This is a genomic window from Hymenobacter cellulosilyticus, from assembly GCF_022919215.1.
GTDB classification, from domain to species: Bacteria; Bacteroidota; Bacteroidia; order Cytophagales; family Hymenobacteraceae; genus Hymenobacter; species Hymenobacter cellulosilyticus.
The window spans coordinates 5,592,970-5,613,540 of the sequence record NZ_CP095046.1 but is presented as its reverse complement, the minus strand read 5'-3'; the positions used below and the strand labels follow the sequence as shown (position 1 = coordinate 5,613,540).

Genomic DNA, 20,571 nt, shown 5'->3' with positions numbered 1-20,571 from the left:
GGATAGCCAGCAAAGCAAGATTTGCCAGGGCGCTCTACTATGGAGCTGTCGGGGCCTTAGTAAACTGAGGCCTGACCCTAGGCTCCCGGCGGTTAGAAACGGCACGAATAGTCGGGGAAATATGTCGTCTTAACTGCGTGATTCGCCGTAGAGTGAGTTGCGGAATAAATGTATCATTAGGGCATTTCCTGCCCGCCACCTATTCCGTATACCCTTGTTGGTATATTCCGCTTCGGTGTACTCCTGCTCCCTCGTATGAAGCACTTTCTACTTCGATTTCCTTTTCTGTTAGCGGGGTTGGTCCTGCTGGCCCAGCGGCCGTGGCCCAAACCTCCGAACGGCGCACAGGCCTGGGCCTGGTTGCCAGCGGCCTGCAGTATCAGGGCGACTTTGGCTCCGACTATTGGAAATTCGACAACACCCGCCTGGCGCCGGGCCTACTTATTACTCAATACCTGGGCAAGGGGCTCGACCTCAATAGCCAGGTGTTTTATGGGGAACTAACTGGCCGTCGCAGTCCCGACACGCACTTTGCCACCACGGTGGTCAACGTGAATCTGGGATTTAAGCTGAAGCTCAACAACGGCTGGGCTCTCAAGGAAAATAGTCTTATCCAGCCGTATCTGCTGGCTGCCCCGGGCTTCACCTACGCCAGCCGGGCCGGACTGTTTGGCGGCTCCCGCATCGATCTGGACAAAGGCTACCTTGATTTATTTGCCGCCGCCGGTATCAGCATCCGCCTGGGCCCCGGCGCCAGCCTGTTTGTGCAAAGCGGGCAGCATCTGCCGCTCAATGCCAACCTCGACGGCACCGTGGAGCAGGCCACACCCCGCTGGGCCGACCGGTTTTTGCAGCACAGCGTGGGTCTGACGTTCAACCTAGGCCAGGCTCTGGATATGGATGAGGACGGAGTCTCGGACCGCCTCGATAAGTGCCCAAGTACGCCGGCTGGGGTGATGGTGGATGAAAAGGGCTGCCCCCGCGACGGCGACGAAGACGGTGTACCCGATTACCAGGATGCCTGTGCCACGGAGGCCGGCGTGGCCGAACTACGCGGCTGCCCCGATAAAGACAGCGACGGGGTAACCGACTCGGAAGACAACTGCCCCGATATTGCCGGCACCGTGGAGCTTGGCGGCTGCCCCGATGCTGACAGTGACGGCGTCATCGACCCCGACGACAAGTGCCCCGACACGCCCGCCGGCGCTACCGTAGACGTTTCGGGCTGCCCCGTAGCTGGTGCCAAAGATAGTACCGCGGTTTCGTCGCCCCCGGCAGGTGCGGCCAGCGGCGACACCGACGGCGACGGTGTGCTCAATGCCAAGGACCGCTGCCCCAACAGTGCTGGGCCTGCCAGCAACGGGGCTGTCCCGTGCTTAAGGCGGAAGTCCGCCGGAGCCTGCAGGCTGCTACTCGCTCTATCCGCTTTGCAAGCAACCGGGCCATTCTGCTGCCTTCCTCTTTCCCCACCCTCGACGCCTTGGTGCCGATTTTAAGTCAGTACCCCGACTACTCGCTCAGCATTGCCGGGCACACCGACAACAAGGGGGCAGCCGCCTTAAATCTGGCGCTTTCCCGGGAACGGGCCGCCGCTGCCAAGCGCTATCTGGTGCAACACGGCGTGGCCGAAAACCGGATTGAAATGCGCGGCTACGGTGCCCGTCATCCGCTGGTCAGCAATGCTACGGAGGCCGGCCGCGCCCGAAACCGCCGCGTAGAGTTCGACTTGTTCGTCAGCTCCAGCCCCAATTCAGCTCAGCTCAAATACGGATCAGAGCCTACCAAAGCCGACGTACCAGCCAAGCCCGTAAAAGCCAACCCGGCGCGGAAAAAGCCTGCTGCTAACCGACTGGGGCGCACCCGAAAATCTGCTCCAAAAGCCGGCCCTCGCAAGGCAGCCGGCCCGGTGGCTCCTGCGAAAAAGGCGGCAGCACCGAAAGCTCCCGTCCGCCGTGCCACTCCGCCCCGGGGCTAGCTGACTGAGACATCCTTTCATAAAAATCCCTTAGCAGCCGGCTAAGGGATTTTTTTATGAAACTCCCAGAATAGGCCAGACCGGTCTTAGTGGAAAGTCAACCCAAGCTGGCCGGCAGCTGCTCTCAGGAAGCAATTGGCTGCTTGTCTGATACTTTAAATCCTCTTGCAAATCCGCTGCCCACGTAGTCGTATAAACGGCTTCGGCTATTTCTCCCTTTGCGCATGACTCCTGATAATTTTCCGCATTTCCAGGCACCGGCTGGCCTCATCAAGGGCTGGTACGACGGCCCCGTAGTGCGCGCTACCGGTATTCGCTACGCCCGTGCCAAGCGGTTTGAACCACCCGTGGCCGAGCCGCCCGCTACCACGCCAATTCAGGCTACTTCTCCTGCCCCGGCTTGTCCGCAAGTAGCCGATTCGTTGTTGGCTCCGGCGCTGGGTAGTCTCTTTGCAGGCATTACGTACGATGAAGACTGTCTGCGCCTTTCCATCACCCGGCCGGCCGAGCACCAGCCTCATGAGCAGCTGCCTGTCATCGTGTGGGTGCACGGCGGCTCCTACGTGACCGGTGCCGGCGACCTAGCTGTGTATGATCCGGCCGCATGGGTAAGTGAGCAGCGGGTATTATTCGTAGCAGTGACGTATCGGCTGGGGCTGCTGGGCTTCTTGGGCCAGGAGGGAGGCGCCCCGCCCAATCTGGGCTTGCTGGATCTGCTGGAGGCCCTGCGCTGGGTGCAGCGCAACATTGCGGCCTTCGGGGCAGTCCAGAGCTGGTTACGATGTTTGGGCAGTCGGCCGGGGCCGATGCCGTTGCCCACCTGATGGTGGCTGAGGGCGCCCAGGGCTTATTCAAGCGTGCTATTTTGCACAGTGCCCCGCTGGGTCTTGCGCGCAACCGCCGCGCCATGAACCAGGCCATGTCGGCCGCGGCCGGCACCTTCGAGCCCACTGCCACTCTTGATGAGGTTCTGGCCCGCGAAAGCACGGTAACGCAAGCTGCGCGCCGGTTTGGGCTGAAAGGCGGCATGCCTTTCGGAACCCAGTACGGAGCCTATCCCTTGCCAGCCGAGGCCGATATCGACAAATCCTGGCAGGCCGTGGCACCGCACGTGGATGTTCTTATTGGTGCCACGGCCGAGGAAACCCGGTTTTTCGCAGTTCTCGACCCCAAGTACCGTCGGCTGTTAAGTTTGCCCCTGCTGGGGCGGCTGCTGTCCCGCCCGTTGGTTGCCATCAGCTCGCGCCTGGTGTATCTGAAAGCTACCCGGGCATTTGCGCGGCGACACGCGCGGGCAGGCGGGCGGGCCTACCATTTTGTGGTGCTGTTCCGCCCGCCCGGCAGCGAATTTGGCGCCGCCCATACCATCGATTTACCTCTATTGCTGGGAACCCAAGCTAGTTGGTCCTTTGCCCCGATTCTGGGCACGGCTACCTGGGAACAGGTTCAGGAAGCCGGCCGGCAGGTGCGGCAGCTGTGGGCCGACTTTGCCCGTACCGGCGTGCTACCCGCTCAGGTGGAAATTCCCGGCGTGTTGCGGGTGAGGCAGGTATAGATAAGACGTCAGCTTTATAATTTATACCCGGCCAGTAGCTGGTACAGCTTTTCGAATTAATAAAATGTGCGTAAAACAACCCGCCGAATTACTACATAAACTTATCTGGTAACAGGATAGAGTAGCTGCTGTATTTACCTTATTATTAGCGAACAGCACTATTGTGGTATACGAATTATAGTCGTTAGAAGGAAGATGTAACACTCGAGGTGCTAACATTATGGCTTTATCCGCAATTCCCAATGAATTGCGCACAACATAGGGTCAGTAGAATCAAGTGCTGTTTAGTCTACCGCTCTAAGTATTCAATTAGTCGTTTGCCACCGTTCTGGAATGGTACCTCAACCAAGCGATAAAGTAAGGTTGCTAAACATAAGCTGATGATGAGAACTAGCACGTACCGAATTCCAAAGTTAGCCAGTGCAGCAACCAAGTGGTTTGGAGTCACTATTTCTGCGTAGCCCATGACCCGCACTGCATACATCACGGCGAAATGCACTAGATATAAACTAAAACTTACTTCCCCAATGTAATTTATAATAGGGTTTACTAACAGGCGGAAATTGTACTGACTCAGACCATAGGCCAGCACCATAAAAGCAGCGCCAAATAAATAATGTTTTCCCGCTGGCTCAACACCATGGTAGGGTAGCCCAGTCAATAACAATAATAGACTTACGCCGGCTGCTAATAGCCAAGTTGAAGGCTTTATAGTTTTCGATAAGTCGTTGCGCACTAGTAAAAAATATAGCAAAATGCCGAACCCAAATATCGGTAGTTGACTAGGAAAATAGTAGAATACAAAATCCAGCCAGCTTGGTCGCACGGTCACCAGCACAATAGACAGAAGGGCCGAGGCTAGAATGCTAAATACAATAAAGCGGACGCAATGGTCGACCGTTTTAAGTTTGCTAAATAATAGTGGAGCTAGGCAATAAAACCACATCTCGACGGTAATACTCCAGCCACCAGGCACAATTGAATGAATCCATTCTGGTCGAAGGCCATGGAGGAAGGTTAAATTTGCTAGAAGTGAAGATACCGTAACCATGGGAACATGCACGGTAGTAAAAAAAAGGCTGTAAAAGGCAACACCTAGATAATAAAGTGGTGCTATCCGAAAAAAACGTCGAAGAAAGAAATTTCGGGTAGGGTGCTTTTCTTCTTTGCGCCTCGACATCGACAGCCATAAAGTGAAAGCGCTTGCTACGAAAAAAAGCTGCACGCCCCGGGCACCCTGGGAAATGAATGTTGTCATCATACGTGACAGCATGGGTTTATCGGCGTCGAACAACTCCAAATTATGCACAAGTATCACGCCCAGAATGGCTAAGCCGCGAAGAGCATTTATATACTGAAGTTTTATAGGGGGCTTTATGGTCGCCGTGGCCGTCGTCATAACGAATGGTGCTCTTGCGTTGAAAATACAGTTATTTATATCCCAACAATGGTCGAGGTTGGGCATTGGTAAGAAAGATCTGAGAAGTGAGTATTACTCAGATTTCATGAGAATGAGCCGTGCAGGTTTCCAGCTGTTGTTATTATTAACCTACCGCTATTCGAGTGGCGCTGCATCTGGTAGCCATCAGTTTCTTTCGAATGTAAAGAGACATGGTTACAAAGCTTTATCCATGCTAATGAAGCTTTGCTTGCGCATAGTTATAGGGTAAAGAACCCAATCACACCAGAGTACGAGGCTCTCAAATATAGAGGAACAAGACTTAATCTGGGCATTCGTGGCCTAGCATCACGTTCTTTGGGAAAGATGTGAAGCAGATTTTCCAAAGACTATGACTGGACAAACAAGTGTACTTTTCGCAGAGAGTCAAGCTGGCTTTCGCACGTATCGGCTATAATTTCGTGGCTGGCTAAACGTGCTTGTGGCTTTCTCGTGTAGTAGAGCAAGAAGTACTCGGCGTTTATGATGCATCTAAACTCTTGGAGAAGTTTTCCATCGAAACCGAATGCCAGTGCAGTTGAAGCTTAGTGAAAATTGTATTGGCCTGTGCTGTTCCCAACGTTGCTGTCGTAAGGACGAGCAACCTTGACCCCTACAGGCCACTATCACTAAACCGATTATAAGTACCTAAATAGTATGCCTTGGTGAGCCAAGGTGTTGGACGGCTCGTGGTTATATGGAACTGGCCCGGCTGCTGATGCAGCTGTTTCTGTAGCAGAGCACCAAGGCCAAAACTACCGGGTATGTAACTCAGCAATAGCTAAGCGACCATTCATTTCAGCTGGCAGCCGTGGGGCGGAGGTAAGTACGCCGGCTGTACTGCAAATGCTGAATCAGAACCTAAAGTAGGGCGGGAGTCTATTTTCCCCAAGCAGCGCGCACCTTGCCGCCCACCAAATAAAAAAGGCCTCTAGCAGCATGCTAGAGGCCTTTTTCTGTGGTCGTATAAGGAGTCGAACCTTAAACCTTCTGATTCGTAGTCAGATGCTCTATCCAATTGAGCTATACAACCATTTACCGTTTTGGTGCTGCAAAGATAAGAGCAAAAACTTGGGCTAAGCAAACGGGAAGCGAAAATTCTTCTGAAAAAAGACCCTAAGAAAGCACAAATCGTTGAAAACCAGTTTTAATATTTTTCAACTAGTGGTATTGCTTCGGCTCAGGGCGCGTTTCAGAGCATGGTTAAACACGTAGTACAGCCCAAACAGGGAAATAACGACTAACGCCAGCAGCAGCAGCTTGCCGGTCGTGCCCGTGTCGGGGTTCTTTACTAGGGTAAACACATCCTTGGCCTTGGTACCAAGCCAGTAGAAAAACAAGCTGCGGGGCAGCATTCCCACCACACTACCCAGCAGGAAGCGGCGCCGGTCGATGCGCATCACGGCTAAAATGAACGTCATCAGTGCAAAAGGCGTGACGGGGAAATGCGCAAGAGGAACACCAGCTGCCAACTGTCGTTCTTTAATTCCCGCATCACTGCATCGGCTTTCGGAAAGTGCTTCAGGAAAGTCAGCATTTTGCCGTGGTCAAGGCTGGAGGCAATCTGGTAGCCAGTCAGCGCGGCTAGGGTATAGGCCACCAGCATGCCCGGAAACCCTGCCCAGCCAAAGTAAAAGCCCGTGATAAGCACTGCAAGCGTAGTGTGCATCAGGGAGAATGCCATGGCTACCCCGATAATGACAAAATACAACAGGCTTTGTCCTAGCGAGAGATGCTGCATCAGCTCCTGGTTTCGATAAAGCACGAAACCCAGCGACGAGCTGCCCAAAAAAGGCAGACCCGCCAGCAAAATCATAGACAGCAGGGTAGAGGCATTTTTCTGGAAGAGTTCCCGAAGAAATTTCATGGGCAGGGCGGAAAAACAATCGGGCCGGCTAGGAGCAGCCGGCCCGAAGGTAAAACGAAAGAACTCGGCAGAAGGCTACACGGCTGTGCTGCGGCTCAGGCTGGCGGGGACTTTATTCGCTGGCTGTCTTGGCACCGAAAAAGCGCCGGATAGCCGTCCAGCCGCCGGCTGCCAGGGCCAGGATTACTTTCCAGAACTTTACAATCAACGCGAAGAAGCCCACTTTGGCCAGCACCTTGCCCGCTATCAGACCGCCAATACCGTAGGCCGCTACCTCGTCGATTTCAGGGTTGAAGTCGGCATACTGCTGCCCTTTGGTGAATTCCACGCTCTTGATGATGGCCGGAATAGTGCTGCGGATTTCGGCCAACTGATTCATGCTGCCAATGGCGTTCAGGTTCAGCACCCCCTTGCGGCCCAGCAGGCGCACGTTGTAGTTAAGCGTGTTGTCGGCAGTGCCGCTGAAGCGCAGCTCCTTGGCCCAGTGCAGCACGTTAAGCTTCTGGTCGTAGAAGGGCTTGGCGGCCCAGCCAATGAGCAGTACGCGCCCGAAGCCTGCTTTTTCCCGCTCTTCATTGGCTTCCTCCGTATCGTCCTGCATTTGCTTGAGCAGGTCATCGTAGTTGATGTCGGCCGCGTCGTCGTCTTTCACGTAGCCCGACGGGTCGTATTCGACCGCAAAAGCCCAGCTGTTGGTATCGAGCGGGCCCCGGTCGGCGGGAAACAGCATGCCGAGCGATTCGCCATCGGGGTTGCCCCAGAGTTTGGTCAACACGTAGTCGCTCTGCTTTACGTCGAGGTAACGGAAGCCCTGGGGCACGTTCAGGGAGCCCAAATTGTTGGGTAAAGCCACGTGACCGGTCTGGTAGTGCAGCGTAGCCTGTACCGAATCGATATAGGCTTGCTCACGGGCCGCCGAATCAGGCGGAGTAGGGGCACCTTGCGTGGCTACGCCCAAGCCCAGCAGGGCCCAAAGGAGTAGAAATTGTTTCAAGTAACTATTGCGTTAGGTGTGAACAGGATTTTGCCACCAAGATACGGCTTCACCTGCGGAGCTTGCTCGGGTTTCCCTGGCTTTCGGAAAACTTTTCTCTCAGCTACCTTCTTACCTTTGACGCCCTGATCCTGCGCAACGCGTCCACTTTTCGATTCGTAATAACTCACCCATGAAATTCGGTACCAAAGCCATCCACGCCGGCGTGCATCCCGACCCCACCACCGGGGCCATCATGACGCCTATTTACCAGACTTCAACCTATGTGCAGCGCTCCCCCGGCGACCACAAAGGCTACGAATACTCGCGCACTCATAATCCCACGCGCACCCAGCTGCAGGACGCGCTGGCTGCCCTCGACAACGGTAAGCACGGTTTGGCTTTTGCCTCGGGCATGGCCGCTACCGACTGCGTAATCAAGTTGCTGCAGCCCGGCGACGAGGTAATTTCGACCAACGACCTGTACGGCGGCTCTTACCGCATCTTCACCAAAGTATACGAGCCCCTGGGTATCAAATTCCACTTCGTGCCCATGCACGACATGGAAGCCGTACGGGCTAAGGTAACAGACCGCACCAAGCTGATCTGGGTGGAAACGCCCACCAACCCGCTGCTCAACGTCATCGACATTGCCGCCGCTGCGGCCGTGGCTAAGGAAGCCGGCGCTTTGCTGGTAGTCGACAACACCTTCTCGACGCCTTACCTGCAAACGCCGCTGGAGCTGGGGGCCGACATCGTGGTGTATTCGCTGACCAAGTACATGGCTGGTCACTCCGACACCGTGATGGGCGCCATTGTGGTCAACGACGACGAAGTGCACCAGCGCCTGAGCTTCTACCAGAACGCCTGCGGCGGCACGCCCGGTCCCCAGGACTGCTTCCTGGTGCTGCGCGGCCTCAAGACCCTGCATATTCGTATGCAGCGCCACTGCGAAAACGGCCGTGCTGTAGCCGAGTACCTCAAGGCCCATCCCAAAGTGGAAAAAGTGTTCTGGCCCGGCTTCACTGACCATCCCAACCACGAGGTGGCAGCCAAGCAGATGAACGACTTCGGCGGCATGATTTCCTTCGTGCTGGAAGGCGACCGGAAAGAGGATGCCGTGGCCGTACTGGAGAAATTTCAGCTGTTTTCCCTGGCTGAAAGCCTCGGCGGCGTGGAAAGTCTCTCGGGCCACCCCGCCACGATGACCCACGCCAGCATTCCGGCCGATGCCCGTAAGGCCGCCGGCCTGTCCGACTCCCTGATTCGCCTGAGTGTGGGAATCGAGGACGTGGAGGACCTGATTGAGGACCTCAAGCAGGCCATTGGCTAAACTTATGCCGGGACCCAAGTAAGGGCCAAGCGTAATGAAAACGGACTTTCCCAAGCCAGGGAAAGTCCGTTTTGCGTTTCAGGAGCATGCAGCTGTCAATCTGCGGGCCGCGGGCGGCCGTATATGCGGCAGGTTCTTTCTGCTGCTTATGCGTCTTCTGCTTATTCTTTTTCTGTTTCTTGGGTTCGGCTGCACCCAGGACGGCGTCGAGCGGGCAGTGCCCAGCACCGGCTCGGGCGGCACCGCTTCCAACGGCAGCTTTCTGTCCCTGGGCGACTCCTACACGATTGGGGAAGGCGTAAGCGCCGCCGACCGGTGGAGCGTGCAGCTGGCGCGTTCGGCCGGCCTGGCTACCCCCGATATTATTGCCCGCACCGGCTGGACCACCGGAGAACTGCAGCAAGCCATTGCGGCGGCGCAGATTACAAAAACCTATGATTTGGTGTCGTTGATGATTGGGGTCAACAACCAGTTTCGGGGGCTGCCGCTGAGCAGCTACCGCACCGAGTTTCGGGCGCTGCTGCGCACGGCCATCGGGTTTGCCGCCAACCGGCCCGGGCGCGTGGTGGTGCTTTCTACCCCGACTGGAGCTACTCGCCCTTTGGGCAGAGCTACGACCAGGACCGCGTGACCCGTGAAATAAACCAGCTTAACGCCGTAGCCCGCGACGAGTGTCAGCAGGCGGGCGTAGCCTACGTGGACATAACCGGGCTAACCCGCATCGCCGCCGGGGATGCCAGCGAATTTGCTCCCGATGGCCTGCACTACTCCGGCAAACACATGCAGAAGTGGGCCCAGCAGGCCTTGCTGACAGTGAAAACCCTGCTCTGACAAGGTGACTATACCGAAGACAATTACAGGGAATTACGCTTCTGGGTAAAGTAAAGTGGAAGGCTGGGCGTCTGCGGTCAAAAAACAGGCTGACAGCCTGGACCACCTATGAAAACACCTTCGCAGTTCAACGGTAAGAAGTACCTGAATACCATTCCCACCGGCATGTCGATGGACTACTGGCAGATGATGCGCCGCTGGCTGCGGGGCAAAGAGGAGCGGGAGCCTAAAAAGCCGTTGGGGCCATTCCGGGCCAACGTGGCCGCGCTGGCTGAGCCGGTGCCCGCCACGGCCCTGCGCGTGACGTGGTTTGGGCACTCTTCCACGCTGATTGAGCTGGATGGCAAACGGATTCTGACCGACCCGGTATGGCGGCTGCGGGCCTCCCCACTGAGCATGGCCGGCCCCAAACGGTTCTTTCCCGCGCCCTTGCTGCTGACCGAGCTGCCCCCGCTCGATGCCGTGGTGCTGTCCCACGACCACTACGACCACCTCGACAAGGATGCCATCCGGACGCTGAGCCGCGCTGGCGTGCCGTTTTTCTGTCCGCTGGGCGTGGGTGGGCACTTGCGCCGCTGGGGGGTGCCAGCCGCCCAGATAACCGAGCTGGACTGGTGGCAGGAAGCTAAGCTGACCGACACGCACACGCTGGTAGCCACGCCGGCCCGGCACTTTTCGGGCCGGCGCCTCACCCGCGACAATACCCTCTGGGCTTCCTGGTGCCTGTTGGGCCCCACGCACCGCGCCTTTTTCGGCGGCGACTCAGGACCCTATGAGGCAGGGTTCCGCGAAATTGGCGCGGCTTACGGACCTTTTGATCTGGTGATGCTGGAAATTGGGGCTTACGACGAGTTGTGGGCCGATATCCACATGGGACCCGACCATGCTCTGGCCGCGCACCGGGCCCTGGGCGAGGGCGCATTGCTGCCCTTGCACTGGGCCACCTTCAACCTGGCCTTCCACGCCTGGGACGAGCCTGTGGAGCATTTGGTAGCGGCGGCCGGTCCGGAGGTAACCTTGCTGCTGCCGGCCCCGGGGCAGCGGGTGGAAGTGGCCGACGGGCCGCTGCCGCAGCAGTGGTGGCGCCGGTAAGCTTGGCTATGAGCCACAAGCTGACGAGAAGAGCCGCGGCTTATCGGGCGACGGTGCTAACGGCCTTTGATTAAAGATTTATATCAATATATTACTGCATAATCCTTGGGTAACAGCTTTCTGGCCGCCGGAGTAGCTCGGTGTAATCTGGGCTGTAGTATTTGAACAACGAGCATAACCCGGCGGCTGACAGCACCGGCGGGTGCCGGGGCAGGGCGAATCCGGTTAGCCCAGGCTTCAGCGGGAATAAACCCGACTTTCCATGCAGCTGTAGGGATTAGCATCTATATTAGGCCAGTCAGGCTGAGTACCAACACAACACCATTGTAACCGGGTGTACGGCTTCCCGCAATTCTTGCTAGCCGATTTTCCAACCACTTACATTTTGGTTTTATGAGAAGACGCCTACTCTTTGTCTACACCTTGCTGGCTGGCCTGCTCTTGCTGGTGGTCCGCGCCGAGGCCCAGAATCTTACCGTGACCGGCCGGGTAACTGCCGCCAACGGCTCGGCCCAGCCCGGCGTGACGGTGCTGGAAAAAGGCACCGCCAACGGTACGTCCACCGACGGCGACGGGCGTTACAGCATCAGCGTGCCCGGCGCGGCTACGCTGGTTTTTTCGGCCATCGGCTCGGCCGCCCAGCAGATTGCCGTAAATGGCCGCACCAGCATCGACGTGCGCCTGCAGGATGCCGCTACCGACCTCAACGAGGTGGTCGTAACCGGCTCCCGGGCCACGGAAGGCCGCTCCAACATCCTGACTACCGCGCCGGTCGACGTTATTTCGGCCCGGGAAATCAAGGTGTTTGCCCAAACCGACGTTTCGCAGATCCTGACCTACGTGGCGCCCTCGTTTCAATCGTCGCGCCAGGCCATTTCCGACGGCACCGACCACGTGGACCCGGCCTCCCTGCGCGGCCTCGGCCCCGACCAGGTGCTAGTACTGGTCAACGGCAAGCGGCGGCACTCCTCGGCCTTGGTGAACATCAACGGTACGGTGGGCCGCGGCTCGGTAGGCACTGATTTGAACACGATTCCCAACGCCAGCATCAAGCGCATTGAGGTGCTGCGCGACGGAGCCGCCGCCCAGTACGGCTCCGATGCCATTGCCGGCGTTATCAACATTCAGCTCAAGGACGACACCACTGGCGTGCAGGCCAGCAGCACCGTGGGCCAGACCTACGAGGGCGACGGCCGCCTCTACCAAGCCGACGCCAACGTGGGAATCGGGCTGAATGGCCGCGGCTACCTCGATTTGAGCGGACAGTTCAGCAACCGCAGCTACACCAACCGCACCGGCGCCGACACGGCTCCGCTGATTTACCTGGGTGGCAACGGCGGCAACTACCCCGGCAGCGCCGACACCGAGCAGAAGCGCCGCGAACTAAAGGCCCAGGACGATGCCCTGGTGGCCCAGAATGGCTACGACCGGCGAAACCTGCGCCTGGGTCAGTCGGATGCCCGCAACTACGGCGGCTTTCTCAACTTCGGCTACACACTGGTGCCGGCCCTGGGGCTGGAGGCCTACATTACGGCCGGCGCTACCCACCGTACGGGCAAGGCCGCGGGCTTTTACCGCTTGCCCAACCAGATTACCCAGACCGACGCTACTATTTACCCCAACGGCTTTTTGCCGTTCATCAACACGCTTATCGACGACCAGTCCATCATTTCGGGTTTGCGCACCCGGGTAGCGGGCTTCGACGTGGACTTAAGCAACACGTTTGGCCGCAACGAGCTGCGCTTCGACATCAGCAACACGCTCAACGCTTCCTTGCCGATTGGCCTCAGCCCAACCAACTTTTACGCCGGCAGCATTGCTTTTCGCCAGAATACGAGCAACCTGAACTTCACCCGCCACTTCACCGACGTGGCCGCCCTGAGTACGCTCAACGTGGCCTTTGGCCTGGAGTACCGCGACGACAACTACCAGATTAAAGCCGGGGAGCGGGGCTCCTATGCTAACTACGGCCGCCTGATTGCGCCGGGCACTCCGGCCGCGGCCGGGGCCCAGGTGTTTCCCGGCTACCAGCCCTCCGACGCCGTAAACCGCAGCCGCACCAATACGGCCGGCTATATCGACCTGGAAAGCGACATCACTGAGAAACTGCTGGTAAGCCTAGCCGGCCGCGCCGAGCGTTACAGCGATTTTGGCAACAACGTGAGTGGCAAGCTGGCCGCCCGCTACAGCATTCTGCCCGACGTGGCCGTGCGCGGGGCGTTGAGCAACGGGTTTCGGGCTCCTTCGCTGCAGCAGCGCTACTTTACCAACACCAGCACCCAGTTTGTGCAGGGTGCCCCCAATCAGGTGCTGACCGTCAACAACGACAACCCCATCGTGCGCAACAGCTTCACGCCGGGCGGCACCGGGCAGCAGGGTTTCGGCATCCCGGCTTTGAAGCAGGAAAAGTCCGTGAACTACAGCCTGGGCGTCACGGCCCGGGTGCTGCGCACGGCCAGCGTGACCGTGGATGCCTACCAGATTGACATCAAGGACCGGATTGTGCTGTCGTCGCAGTTTAGCCGCGCCAACGCGACGGTGGCTGCCATTCTGGGCACCTTACCGGTAAGCCAGGTGCAGTTCTTTGCCAACGCCATTGATACCCGCACCCGCGGCATCGACGTGGTGGCCAACAACCGCATGGAGCTGGGCCCGGGCCGCCTAAGCCTGACCATTGCCGCAAACTTCAACAAAACCGAAGTACGCAAGGTCAACAGTTCGTCCACGATTGATGCCGACCAGACCGGCCTGCAGAACACCCTGTTTGACCGCCAGCAGCGGGGCCGCATCGAGAGTGCCCAGCCCCGCAGCAAAATCAACCTGACGGCCGGCTACTCATTCGGGATATTCAGCGTGGAAGCCCGCACGGTGCACTTCGGTTCGGTGGAATACCGCGACGCCCGCCTCGACAACCCCGGCGCCAACAACGGCTTCCTGTTTTCCAGCATCGACCAGACCTTCGCGGCCAAGTGGATTACCGACCTGACCCTGAGCGTGCAGCTCAACAAGGAAATCGGGCTGACCGTGGGCGCCAACAATATCTTCGACGTGTACCCCGACAAATACCGGGTGAATGAGCTCAACAACGAGCAAAACTTTGCCGTGGGCGCCTTGTCCTACAATTCCTCCCGCGACAATACCAACCGGGGCCGCACCATCTACAACCCCAACCAGTTTGGCTACAACGGCGGCTTCTACTTCGCTCGCCTGCTCATCAACCTACCCACGACCAAGTAGCGGGAAGGATTCCGCAAACGCCAAACGGCCGGCTTTCCACTCGCGGAAAGCCGGCCGTTTGGCGTTTACGCCAGATGCGTAATACCCGGTTACTGAGCCGAGCGTAGCAGGCGGGCCACCTGCCGGCCATCAGCAGTGCGGGCGAAGTACAGCCCGGCCGATACCGTGGCTGCGGGCTGCCACACCACTAAGCCGTCGGGGCGGCTGGTGAGGCGGGCTACTTCGCGGCCCAGCTCATCTGTAACAATGACGGCCTGCGTGCGGCGCGCCTCCAGCTGAAACTGTACTTGGTCGTGGAAGGGCAGGGGGAAGGCCGTCAGAACTTGGGGTTGGGCGGTTTTGGTGGCCAACGTTTGCGCCCCCACCCGAAAAGTAAGAGTAGCCACTTCACTGCCTACTGACGGACAACCGTTGTCCTCCAGCGTAACGGCCAGGGAGTAGCGGCCATGGGGCAACGTAGTCGGTACCTGCCAGATTAGTCGGCCCTGGTTAGCAACTGGGCGGGTGAAGGTGGCCTCCGGTAAAAACCACGCTACGTCGCTGTTCATGGTCACGGTCTGCCCGGCGTCGGGGTCAGCGCCGGCAAGGGTGAGGCTAAGAGCCTGACCGGGAGTTACCCGAATGGGTTGACCCAGCGGGAGCGAAGCGTTGCCGCTGGTCAGGGCGCTGAGGATAGGGTTGCGGTTGGTGCCATTATTACGTACGGTATAGATGACATCCCGCGTGACACTGCCGATTTTAATCCACGTCCCATTGAGGAGGCGGAACTCATCAACACGGACTGCTACCACAAAAGGGCCGAGTTGGTTTATGAGCGGCAAGGTCAATAACTCCCCGGTAGCGGCATTAAGCTGAAAATAAGACGCTGCAACGCCGTTGTTTGCTTGAAACGAGAACAAAGGATTTGCCGCTGAAAAGGTCCGGGCCGGGTAGCTGATGGCCTGACCGTTGGCGTCCTGAAAAGTGCCCGCCGCGTAAGACCCGTAGGGAATATCAGCCGCGCAGGTATTCTGCTGGCTCGTATACGTTTGGGGCGGCACTGACTGGTAGACCAGTGAATCACCTTCACTGTCGAAGGTACTAAAGCTGTAGCGGTGCAGCTGGCTGCCGCCCGCGTACGGCAGCGTGTAAGCCGTAAATTTCGGGGAGTTATTACTGATTCCAGTCGAGTTGTCCAGGTAGGCCTCAATATGGAAGGCCCGGGTTTCGGAAGCCAGAATATTGCGTATTCCGTTGGTGCGGTTTTCCTCGTTAATGCTCAGGAGCCAGCGGCCGGGCGGTAGTTGAACCACACCTTCAAAAACGATGAGCTGATACGCAAAGCCGCCGGCGCAGCCCATTCCCGAAATGGGCTGGGTAGAAACTCGATTGAGTGAGCTGGTAAAGCTACCTGCTTCCGTCGTGGAGCAGCCGTTGCGGGCCACCATCAGCGGAATCTGCGCGGTGTAATCGGCTTGCGTAGTTAAGTCGCGGTACAGCCGCGCCCGCACGTAGTATTGGTTGGGCAACGTAGTAAATCTGTTGCGTTCATAGGTCAGGTCGCCGCCCAAGATGTGAGTGGCCTGCACGGCCGGTACAAATCCGAATGCGAGAAGACCGAAAAGGAATAAGAACAGAGGAAAGCGTGATGCCATATAAAGTGCCGAATTGAGAAGAAAATCAGAGTGGACCTACAAAAACAAAGCAGCCTTCAAGGCTGCTTTGCCAAAGTATAATACCAGTTGCCGGTGTCTTTTACTTACCGGTAGAGGTCGAATTCGAGTCCAGAATCTTAAGCAGCTCGTTGAGCTTGGGCGTCAGGATGATTTCGGTGCGGCGGTTCAGAGCCTTGTTGCCGGGCGAGTCGTTAGAGGCCACTGGAATGAACTGGCTGCGGCCCGAGGCTGTGATGCGCTGGGGTTCCACGCCGCCAGAAGTAATAAGACGAGCAATTTCAGTGGCCCGCAGCACGCTCAAGTCCCAGTTGTCCTGCATGGCCGCCGTAGGTCGGCTGAAAGGCACGTTGTCGGTGTGGCCTTCCACCACCACGTTCACGTCGGGCTGATTTTTAAGCACGGCTGCCAGTTGTTTCAGCGCCTCCTGGCCCTTGGGGTCTACCTTCGTCGAGCCGGTCTTAAACAGCAGCTGCTCCGAAAGCGACACGTATACTTTACCATCCTTCATTTTCACCTGCAGGTCGGTGCCCTGAAAGCCGCGCAAGGCATTGCTCACGCTGGCTCGTAGGTCATTCACGGCTTTGTCCTTGTCGGCCAGGGCCTGGGTCAGCTCGGCCAGCTTGGCTTCGCGCACCTTCAGGTCAGCATTTAGTTTGTCGATATCGGCTTTGCTGCGGCGCAGGTTGGTATCCAACTCGCCCAGCTCGGCCTCCCGGCGGGCCAGGTCCTTGGCTACTTTATTGTAGTCGGCCGACTTATCGGCCATGGCCCGGTCGCTGTTTTTGAGGAGCTTATCGTAGCTGTCGGTGAGCTGGGTGTAGAGGGAGCGGGTGCGGCGCAGGGCGTTGCCGGTCTGGGCCGAGTCCTCCACGAGGCGCTTGTTGGTCAGGCGCATCTCGCTCAGCTCGTCGGTAGCTTTCTTAAGCTCGGTCACAGCTTGCCGCTGCTGGCGCTCTGCTTCGGCCTTGCCCTGCTCGGTGGCCTGTTGGCGGGCCCGCAGGTCATCGTATTTTTTGGAAGCCACACAGCCCGGCAGCGCCGTACCAGCTAATACAGCTATGCCGACCAGAAGAGAAGAGATTTTTTTCACGCAGGTATTATCTTGAATAAGCACTATCGGGCCATCCATTCAGAGTGAATCGACATCCCCGAAGCAAGGTAGCGAGGCCGCGCCGGATCTGCCAGCTACAGCTCGCCGCCGTTTGATTTTCGACCTATATTTGTTTACCCTTCCGTGTTTCCTTCCGACTTATTCCCTCCATGCCTATTCTTCCCACGCTGAGCGCCGAAACCGAGGCGCTGCTCAACCCCATTCAGGACGTTCACCTCGACCAATCCATTACGCTTGCGTAAAAGCCCGGAAGCCCGCTGCCCAGTGCATAGCAATGTAATCGGGCCGCTGACTTACCTTTGCCTACCACACATTTGTTGCAAGCAGCAAGACCCAGGGCCGGCCCCGACTCCTGTTCGTCTTATCTTGCAGCTCCCAACTAATCAGAATGTCTACAATGTCTTGGTTTAAGCGCGTAGAGAAAGGCATCGTCACCCCGACGGAGCAGAAGAAGGAGACGCCAGACGGCCTGTGGTATAAGTGCCCCGAATGCAAAACCGTGGCTACCATGGCTGAGCACAAGCGGCTGCTGTATACCTGCGCCAAATGCAACCACCACGACCGGATCGACTCGGCCGAGTACTTTGAGCTGCTCTTCGACCACAACCAGTTCACGGAGCTGGATGAGAACCTGACCTCCGGCGACCCACTTCACTTCGTCGATACCAAAGCGTATCCGCAGCGCGTGGCCGCCACCCAGAAAAGCACCGGCCTGAAAGACGCTGTGCGCACTGCCCACGGCCGTCTCAATGGCCTGGAGCTGGTAGTGGCCTGCATGGACTTCAAATTTATCGGCGGCTCGATGGGCTCGGTAGTAGGTGAGAAAATTGCCCGCGCCATTGATTACGCCCGCCAAAACCGGATTCCGTTCCTGATGATTTCCAAGTCGGGTGGGGCGCGCATGATGGAGGCCGGCTACTCGCTGATGCAGATGGCCAAGACCTCGGCCAAGCTGGCCCTGCTCTCAGAAGCCGGCATCCCCTACATTTCCATGCTCACCGACCCCACCACGGGCGGCGTCACGGCTTCCTTCGCCATGCTCGGCGACTTCAACATTGCCGAGCCCGGCGCGTTGATTGGCTTTGCCGGTCCCCGGGTTATCAAGGAAACCATCGGTAAGGACCTGCCCAAAGATTTTCAGAGCTCCGAGTTTGTACTGGAGCACGGCTTCCTGGATTTCATCGTGGACCGCAAAGCTCTCAAGCAGCGCCTCACCGATTTGCTGACCATGTTGCGCCCCGCGGAAGTAGCTGTGCCTCAAACCCAGCCTACGCTGCGCTAGTTAGTCCCGAATTTTCGGCAAGCTTTTTGGAAAAAGCCCGTTTAGCGCACAACTGGTGCGTTGATCGGGCTTTTCTCTTGCCTCTGGCGAAAAAGATAAACTGTTGTTCAGCTTCGTATAGGCTACTACCTATATTTGGCGAACATTTTGCCAGCAAGTCAAGTAAGCACATCCGGACTGGTAAGCAAACCCGCTCTTTTTTTCTTTCCACCAATTCACTTCTGATGAAATCTCCCAAATCCCTTCTGGCTATGTTCATGGCCCTGACCATGTTCCTCGGCTCCTGCGCCTCCTCGCAGCCCGCCAGCCAGCCCGACCTCTCTACGAACAATGGTACGGGTGCCCGCAAAACGGGTATGAGTAAGACGGCCAAAGGCGGCCTGATTGGTGCCGGTGCCGGTGCTGCAGCTGGTGCCGTGCTGGGCCGCGTAATCGGCGGTAAGTCGGGTACGGCTGCTGGTGCTATTATCGGTGCTGCCGTGGGTGGTACCGGCGGTGCTCTCATTGGCCGCAAAATGGACAAGCAAGCCGAAGAGCTGCAGCGCGACATGAAAAATGCCCGCGTTGAGCGCGTTGGTGAAGGTATCAAAATTACCTTCGACTCAGGTATCCTGTTCGACACCAATAAGTCGGACCTGCGGGCTGCCTCACAAACCGAAATCACCAAGATGGCTGAGGTGCTCAAGAAGTACCCCGATACCAACGTCATCATCGAGGGCCACACCGACAACTCCGGTTCGGATGCCATCAACCAGCCTCTTTCCGAGCGTCGCGCTCAGGCCGTGGCCAACTACACCATCGGTCAGGGTGTAGACGCAGCACGCGTTCAGACCAAAGGGTATGGCTCGTCGCAGCCCGTGGCTGATAATACCACCGCTGAAGGCAAGCAGGCAAACCGTCGCGTAGAAGTTGCCATCTTCGCCAACGAGAAAATGAAGAAGGCTGCTGAAAACGGCACTCTGTAAGCTGCTAAGTACAACTGCATTTTTAAAAGGCCGCGCCAATTTGGCGCGGCCTTTTTATTTTCACTACTGGTACATGAACTAAGAAGGAGCTGTTCGCTGGTCCCTTCAGCTTAAATTAGACTAATTATCAAGCCCCAATTTAAAATTAGAAGAAGCAGGTTTGTAAAATAATAAATAATAGGAGCATGATAATAAAAGACTGGGTTTAAGTAAGCCAGTGACAGCAATAATTATCTGTGTTTTGCCGTTAGAGTAAATAACAAGGTTTTTTAAAAAGCTCATTTAAAGCCTGTGAATGCTGTTTTCGAAGTTTTTTTTGGGCTTAGTACTAGTTTGGCAAGGGGATTGCAAATTGCTTTACAACACGAAAGCAAGCTTGCTACTTGAAGCAGGAACTTTGCTTCAAAAAGAAAAACCTCTGCATATTTACATCATACCAAAAACACAAACCTCAACAAAATGAAAAGCCTTCGTTCGTATATCGCATTTATGATGGCAGTGTTGCTGCTGGGCACTAACTACGCCCAGGCTCAAACGACGACCACGGAAAAGAAGCCTTGGAGCAAGACGGCTAAAGGCGCTATCATCGGTGGTTTGGGTGGTGCTGCTGGCGGTGCCGTTCTGGGCCGCGTAATCGGTGGTAAGTCGGGTACGGCCAAAGGTGCCATCATTGGTGCTGCCGTCGGTGGTGCTGGCGGTGCTCTGATTGGTCGCCGTATGGACAAGCAAGCTGCTGAGCTGAAGCGTGAAATGGCTGGTGCCCGCGTTGAGCGCGTTGGTGAAGGCATCAAAATCACCTTCGATTCGGGCCTGCTGTTTGCTAAGAACTCGGCTGCTCTGACCTCGACGGCTCAGGAAAACATTGCTGAGCTGGCTAAGACCCTCATCAAGTACAACGACACCAACGTAATCGTGGAAGGCCACACCGACACCAGCGGTTCGGACGCCATCAACGATCCTCTGTCGCAGCGCCGGGCTCAGGCTGTAGCCAACTATGCCCAGCAGCAAGGTGTAGACGCTTCGCGCTTCACGGTAACGGGTTACGGCTCGAAGCAGCCAGTAGCCGACAACTCGACCGAAGCTGGTCGGATTGCTAACCGTCGTGTAGAAGTTGCCATCTTCGCTAACGAGAAACTGAAGAAGGCTGCCGAAAAAGGCACCATCTAAGCAATCTAGTTTCTAAGAACAAAAAGGCGGTGCCCTCGGGTGCCGCCTTTTTTTATGCCCTGCTTCTTGGTTCTGCAGCCACCAAGGCCC

At 57.1% G+C, this 20,571-nt stretch carries 16 protein-coding genes, 1 tRNA gene and 1 pseudogene; 11 read left to right on the top strand and 7 right to left on the bottom strand.

Annotation, left to right across the window (positions count from 1 at the left end; genetic code table 11):
• Nucleotides 1-320: 320 nt before the first annotated feature.
• The 3 genes and pseudogenes from MUN79_RS31540 to MUN79_RS32140 all read left to right on the top strand — a co-directional run bounded on the left by MUN79_RS31540 (nt 321) and on the right by MUN79_RS32140 (nt 3,530).
• Nucleotides 321-1,496, top strand: coding sequence for a thrombospondin type 3 repeat-containing protein (locus MUN79_RS31540; protein ID WP_311136617.1), 1,176 nt, complete (start codon nt 321-323; stop codon nt 1,494-1,496).
• Nucleotides 1,484-1,975: an OmpA family protein gene (locus MUN79_RS27465; RefSeq protein ID WP_244678402.1), complete on the top strand. Its 492-nt coding sequence runs from the start codon at nt 1,484-1,486 to the stop codon at nt 1,973-1,975. Before MUN79_RS31540 ends, MUN79_RS27465 begins: the two co-directional genes overlap by 13 nt.
• A 224-nt stretch (nt 1,976-2,199) precedes the next feature.
• Nucleotides 2,200-3,530 (top strand): annotated as a pseudogene (locus MUN79_RS32140) (carboxylesterase family protein).
• Nucleotides 3,531-3,819: 289 nt separating this feature from the next.
• Here MUN79_RS32140 and MUN79_RS27450 read toward each other — a convergent pair.
• The 5 genes from MUN79_RS27450 to MUN79_RS27430 form a co-directional block, all read right to left on the bottom strand.
• Nucleotides 3,820-4,995 carry an acyltransferase family protein gene (locus tag MUN79_RS27450; protein WP_244675637.1) on the bottom strand — a complete coding sequence of 392 codons (1,176 nt, stop codon included), beginning with the start codon at nt 4,993-4,995 and terminating at the stop codon, nt 3,820-3,822.
• Nucleotides 4,996-5,927: 932 nt separating this feature from the next.
• Nucleotides 5,928-6,001: transfer RNA gene (locus tag MUN79_RS27445), tRNA-Arg, on the bottom strand.
• A 124-nt stretch (nt 6,002-6,125) separates the two neighbouring features.
• On the bottom strand, nt 6,126-6,389 hold the full coding sequence (locus MUN79_RS27440; protein ID WP_244675636.1) for a TVP38/TMEM64 family protein: 264 nt from the start codon (nt 6,387-6,389) through the stop codon (nt 6,126-6,128).
• A complete protein-coding gene (locus MUN79_RS27435) occupies nt 6,389-6,835 on the bottom strand; it encodes a TVP38/TMEM64 family protein (protein WP_244675635.1) in 447 nt (148 codons plus the stop codon). Before MUN79_RS27435 ends, MUN79_RS27440 begins: the two co-directional genes overlap by 1 nt.
• Nucleotides 6,836-6,947: 112 nt before the next feature.
• Nucleotides 6,948-7,829, bottom strand: a complete 882-nt coding sequence (locus MUN79_RS27430) for a DUF2167 domain-containing protein (protein WP_244675634.1) — start codon at nt 7,827-7,829, stop codon at nt 6,948-6,950.
• A gap of 172 nt (nt 7,830-8,001) precedes the next feature.
• Here MUN79_RS27430 and MUN79_RS27425 point away from each other — a divergent pair, with 172 nt between their 5' ends.
• The 5 genes from MUN79_RS27425 (at nt 8,002) to MUN79_RS27405 (ending at nt 14,301) form a co-directional block, all read left to right on the top strand.
• Nucleotides 8,002-9,141: a cystathionine gamma-synthase gene (locus MUN79_RS27425; protein ID WP_244675633.1), complete on the top strand. Its 1,140-nt coding sequence runs from the start codon at nt 8,002-8,004 to the stop codon at nt 9,139-9,141.
• A 148-nt stretch (nt 9,142-9,289) separates the two neighbouring features.
• On the top strand, nt 9,290-9,772 hold the full coding sequence (locus MUN79_RS27420) for a GDSL-type esterase/lipase family protein (protein ID WP_244675632.1): 483 nt from the start codon (nt 9,290-9,292) through the stop codon (nt 9,770-9,772).
• Complete coding sequence (locus MUN79_RS27415) at nt 9,769-9,972, top strand: SGNH/GDSL hydrolase family protein (RefSeq protein ID WP_244675631.1); 204 nt, start codon at nt 9,769-9,771, stop codon at nt 9,970-9,972. The genes MUN79_RS27420 and MUN79_RS27415 overlap by 4 nt, the downstream gene beginning before the upstream one ends.
• Before the next feature lie 108 nt (nt 9,973-10,080).
• A complete protein-coding gene (locus tag MUN79_RS27410; RefSeq protein ID WP_244675630.1) occupies nt 10,081-11,064 on the top strand; it encodes an MBL fold metallo-hydrolase in 984 nt (327 codons plus the stop codon).
• 393 nt (nt 11,065-11,457) lie between these two features.
• Entirely contained in the window at nt 11,458-14,301 is a 2,844-nt protein-coding gene (locus MUN79_RS27405; RefSeq protein WP_244675629.1) for a TonB-dependent receptor, read from the top strand.
• An 89-nt stretch (nt 14,302-14,390) separates the two neighbouring features.
• Here the strand turns inward: MUN79_RS27405 and MUN79_RS27400 are convergent, their stop codons facing one another.
• Both MUN79_RS27400 and MUN79_RS27395 read right to left on the bottom strand, forming a co-directional pair.
• Nucleotides 14,391-15,869 (bottom strand): hypothetical protein, encoded by a 1,479-nt coding sequence (locus tag MUN79_RS27400; protein ID WP_244675628.1) that lies wholly within the window; start codon nt 15,867-15,869, stop codon nt 14,391-14,393.
• Between the two features lie 166 nt (nt 15,870-16,035).
• Complete coding sequence (locus MUN79_RS27395) at nt 16,036-16,980, bottom strand: OmpA/MotB family protein (protein WP_244675627.1); 945 nt, start codon at nt 16,978-16,980, stop codon at nt 16,036-16,038.
• Nucleotides 16,981-17,464: 484 nt separating this feature from the next.
• On the opposite strand from MUN79_RS27395, the gene accD reads away from it, so the two are divergent.
• From accD to MUN79_RS27380, 3 genes are all read left to right on the top strand, one after another.
• Nucleotides 17,465-18,349: an acetyl-CoA carboxylase, carboxyltransferase subunit beta gene (gene accD / locus MUN79_RS27390; RefSeq protein WP_244678401.1), complete on the top strand. Its 885-nt coding sequence runs from the start codon at nt 17,465-17,467 to the stop codon at nt 18,347-18,349.
• 224 nt (nt 18,350-18,573) lie between these two features.
• Nucleotides 18,574-19,314 (top strand): YiaD family glycine zipper/OmpA-like lipoprotein, encoded by a 741-nt coding sequence (locus MUN79_RS27385; RefSeq protein WP_244675626.1) that lies wholly within the window; start codon nt 18,574-18,576, stop codon nt 19,312-19,314.
• 492 nt (nt 19,315-19,806) lie between these two features.
• The gene (locus tag MUN79_RS27380) at nt 19,807-20,481 is read left to right on the top strand and encodes a YiaD family glycine zipper/OmpA-like lipoprotein (RefSeq protein ID WP_244678400.1); all 675 of its coding nucleotides are present in this window, start codon (nt 19,807-19,809) and stop codon (nt 20,479-20,481) included.
• Nucleotides 20,482-20,571 lie beyond the last annotated feature (90 nt).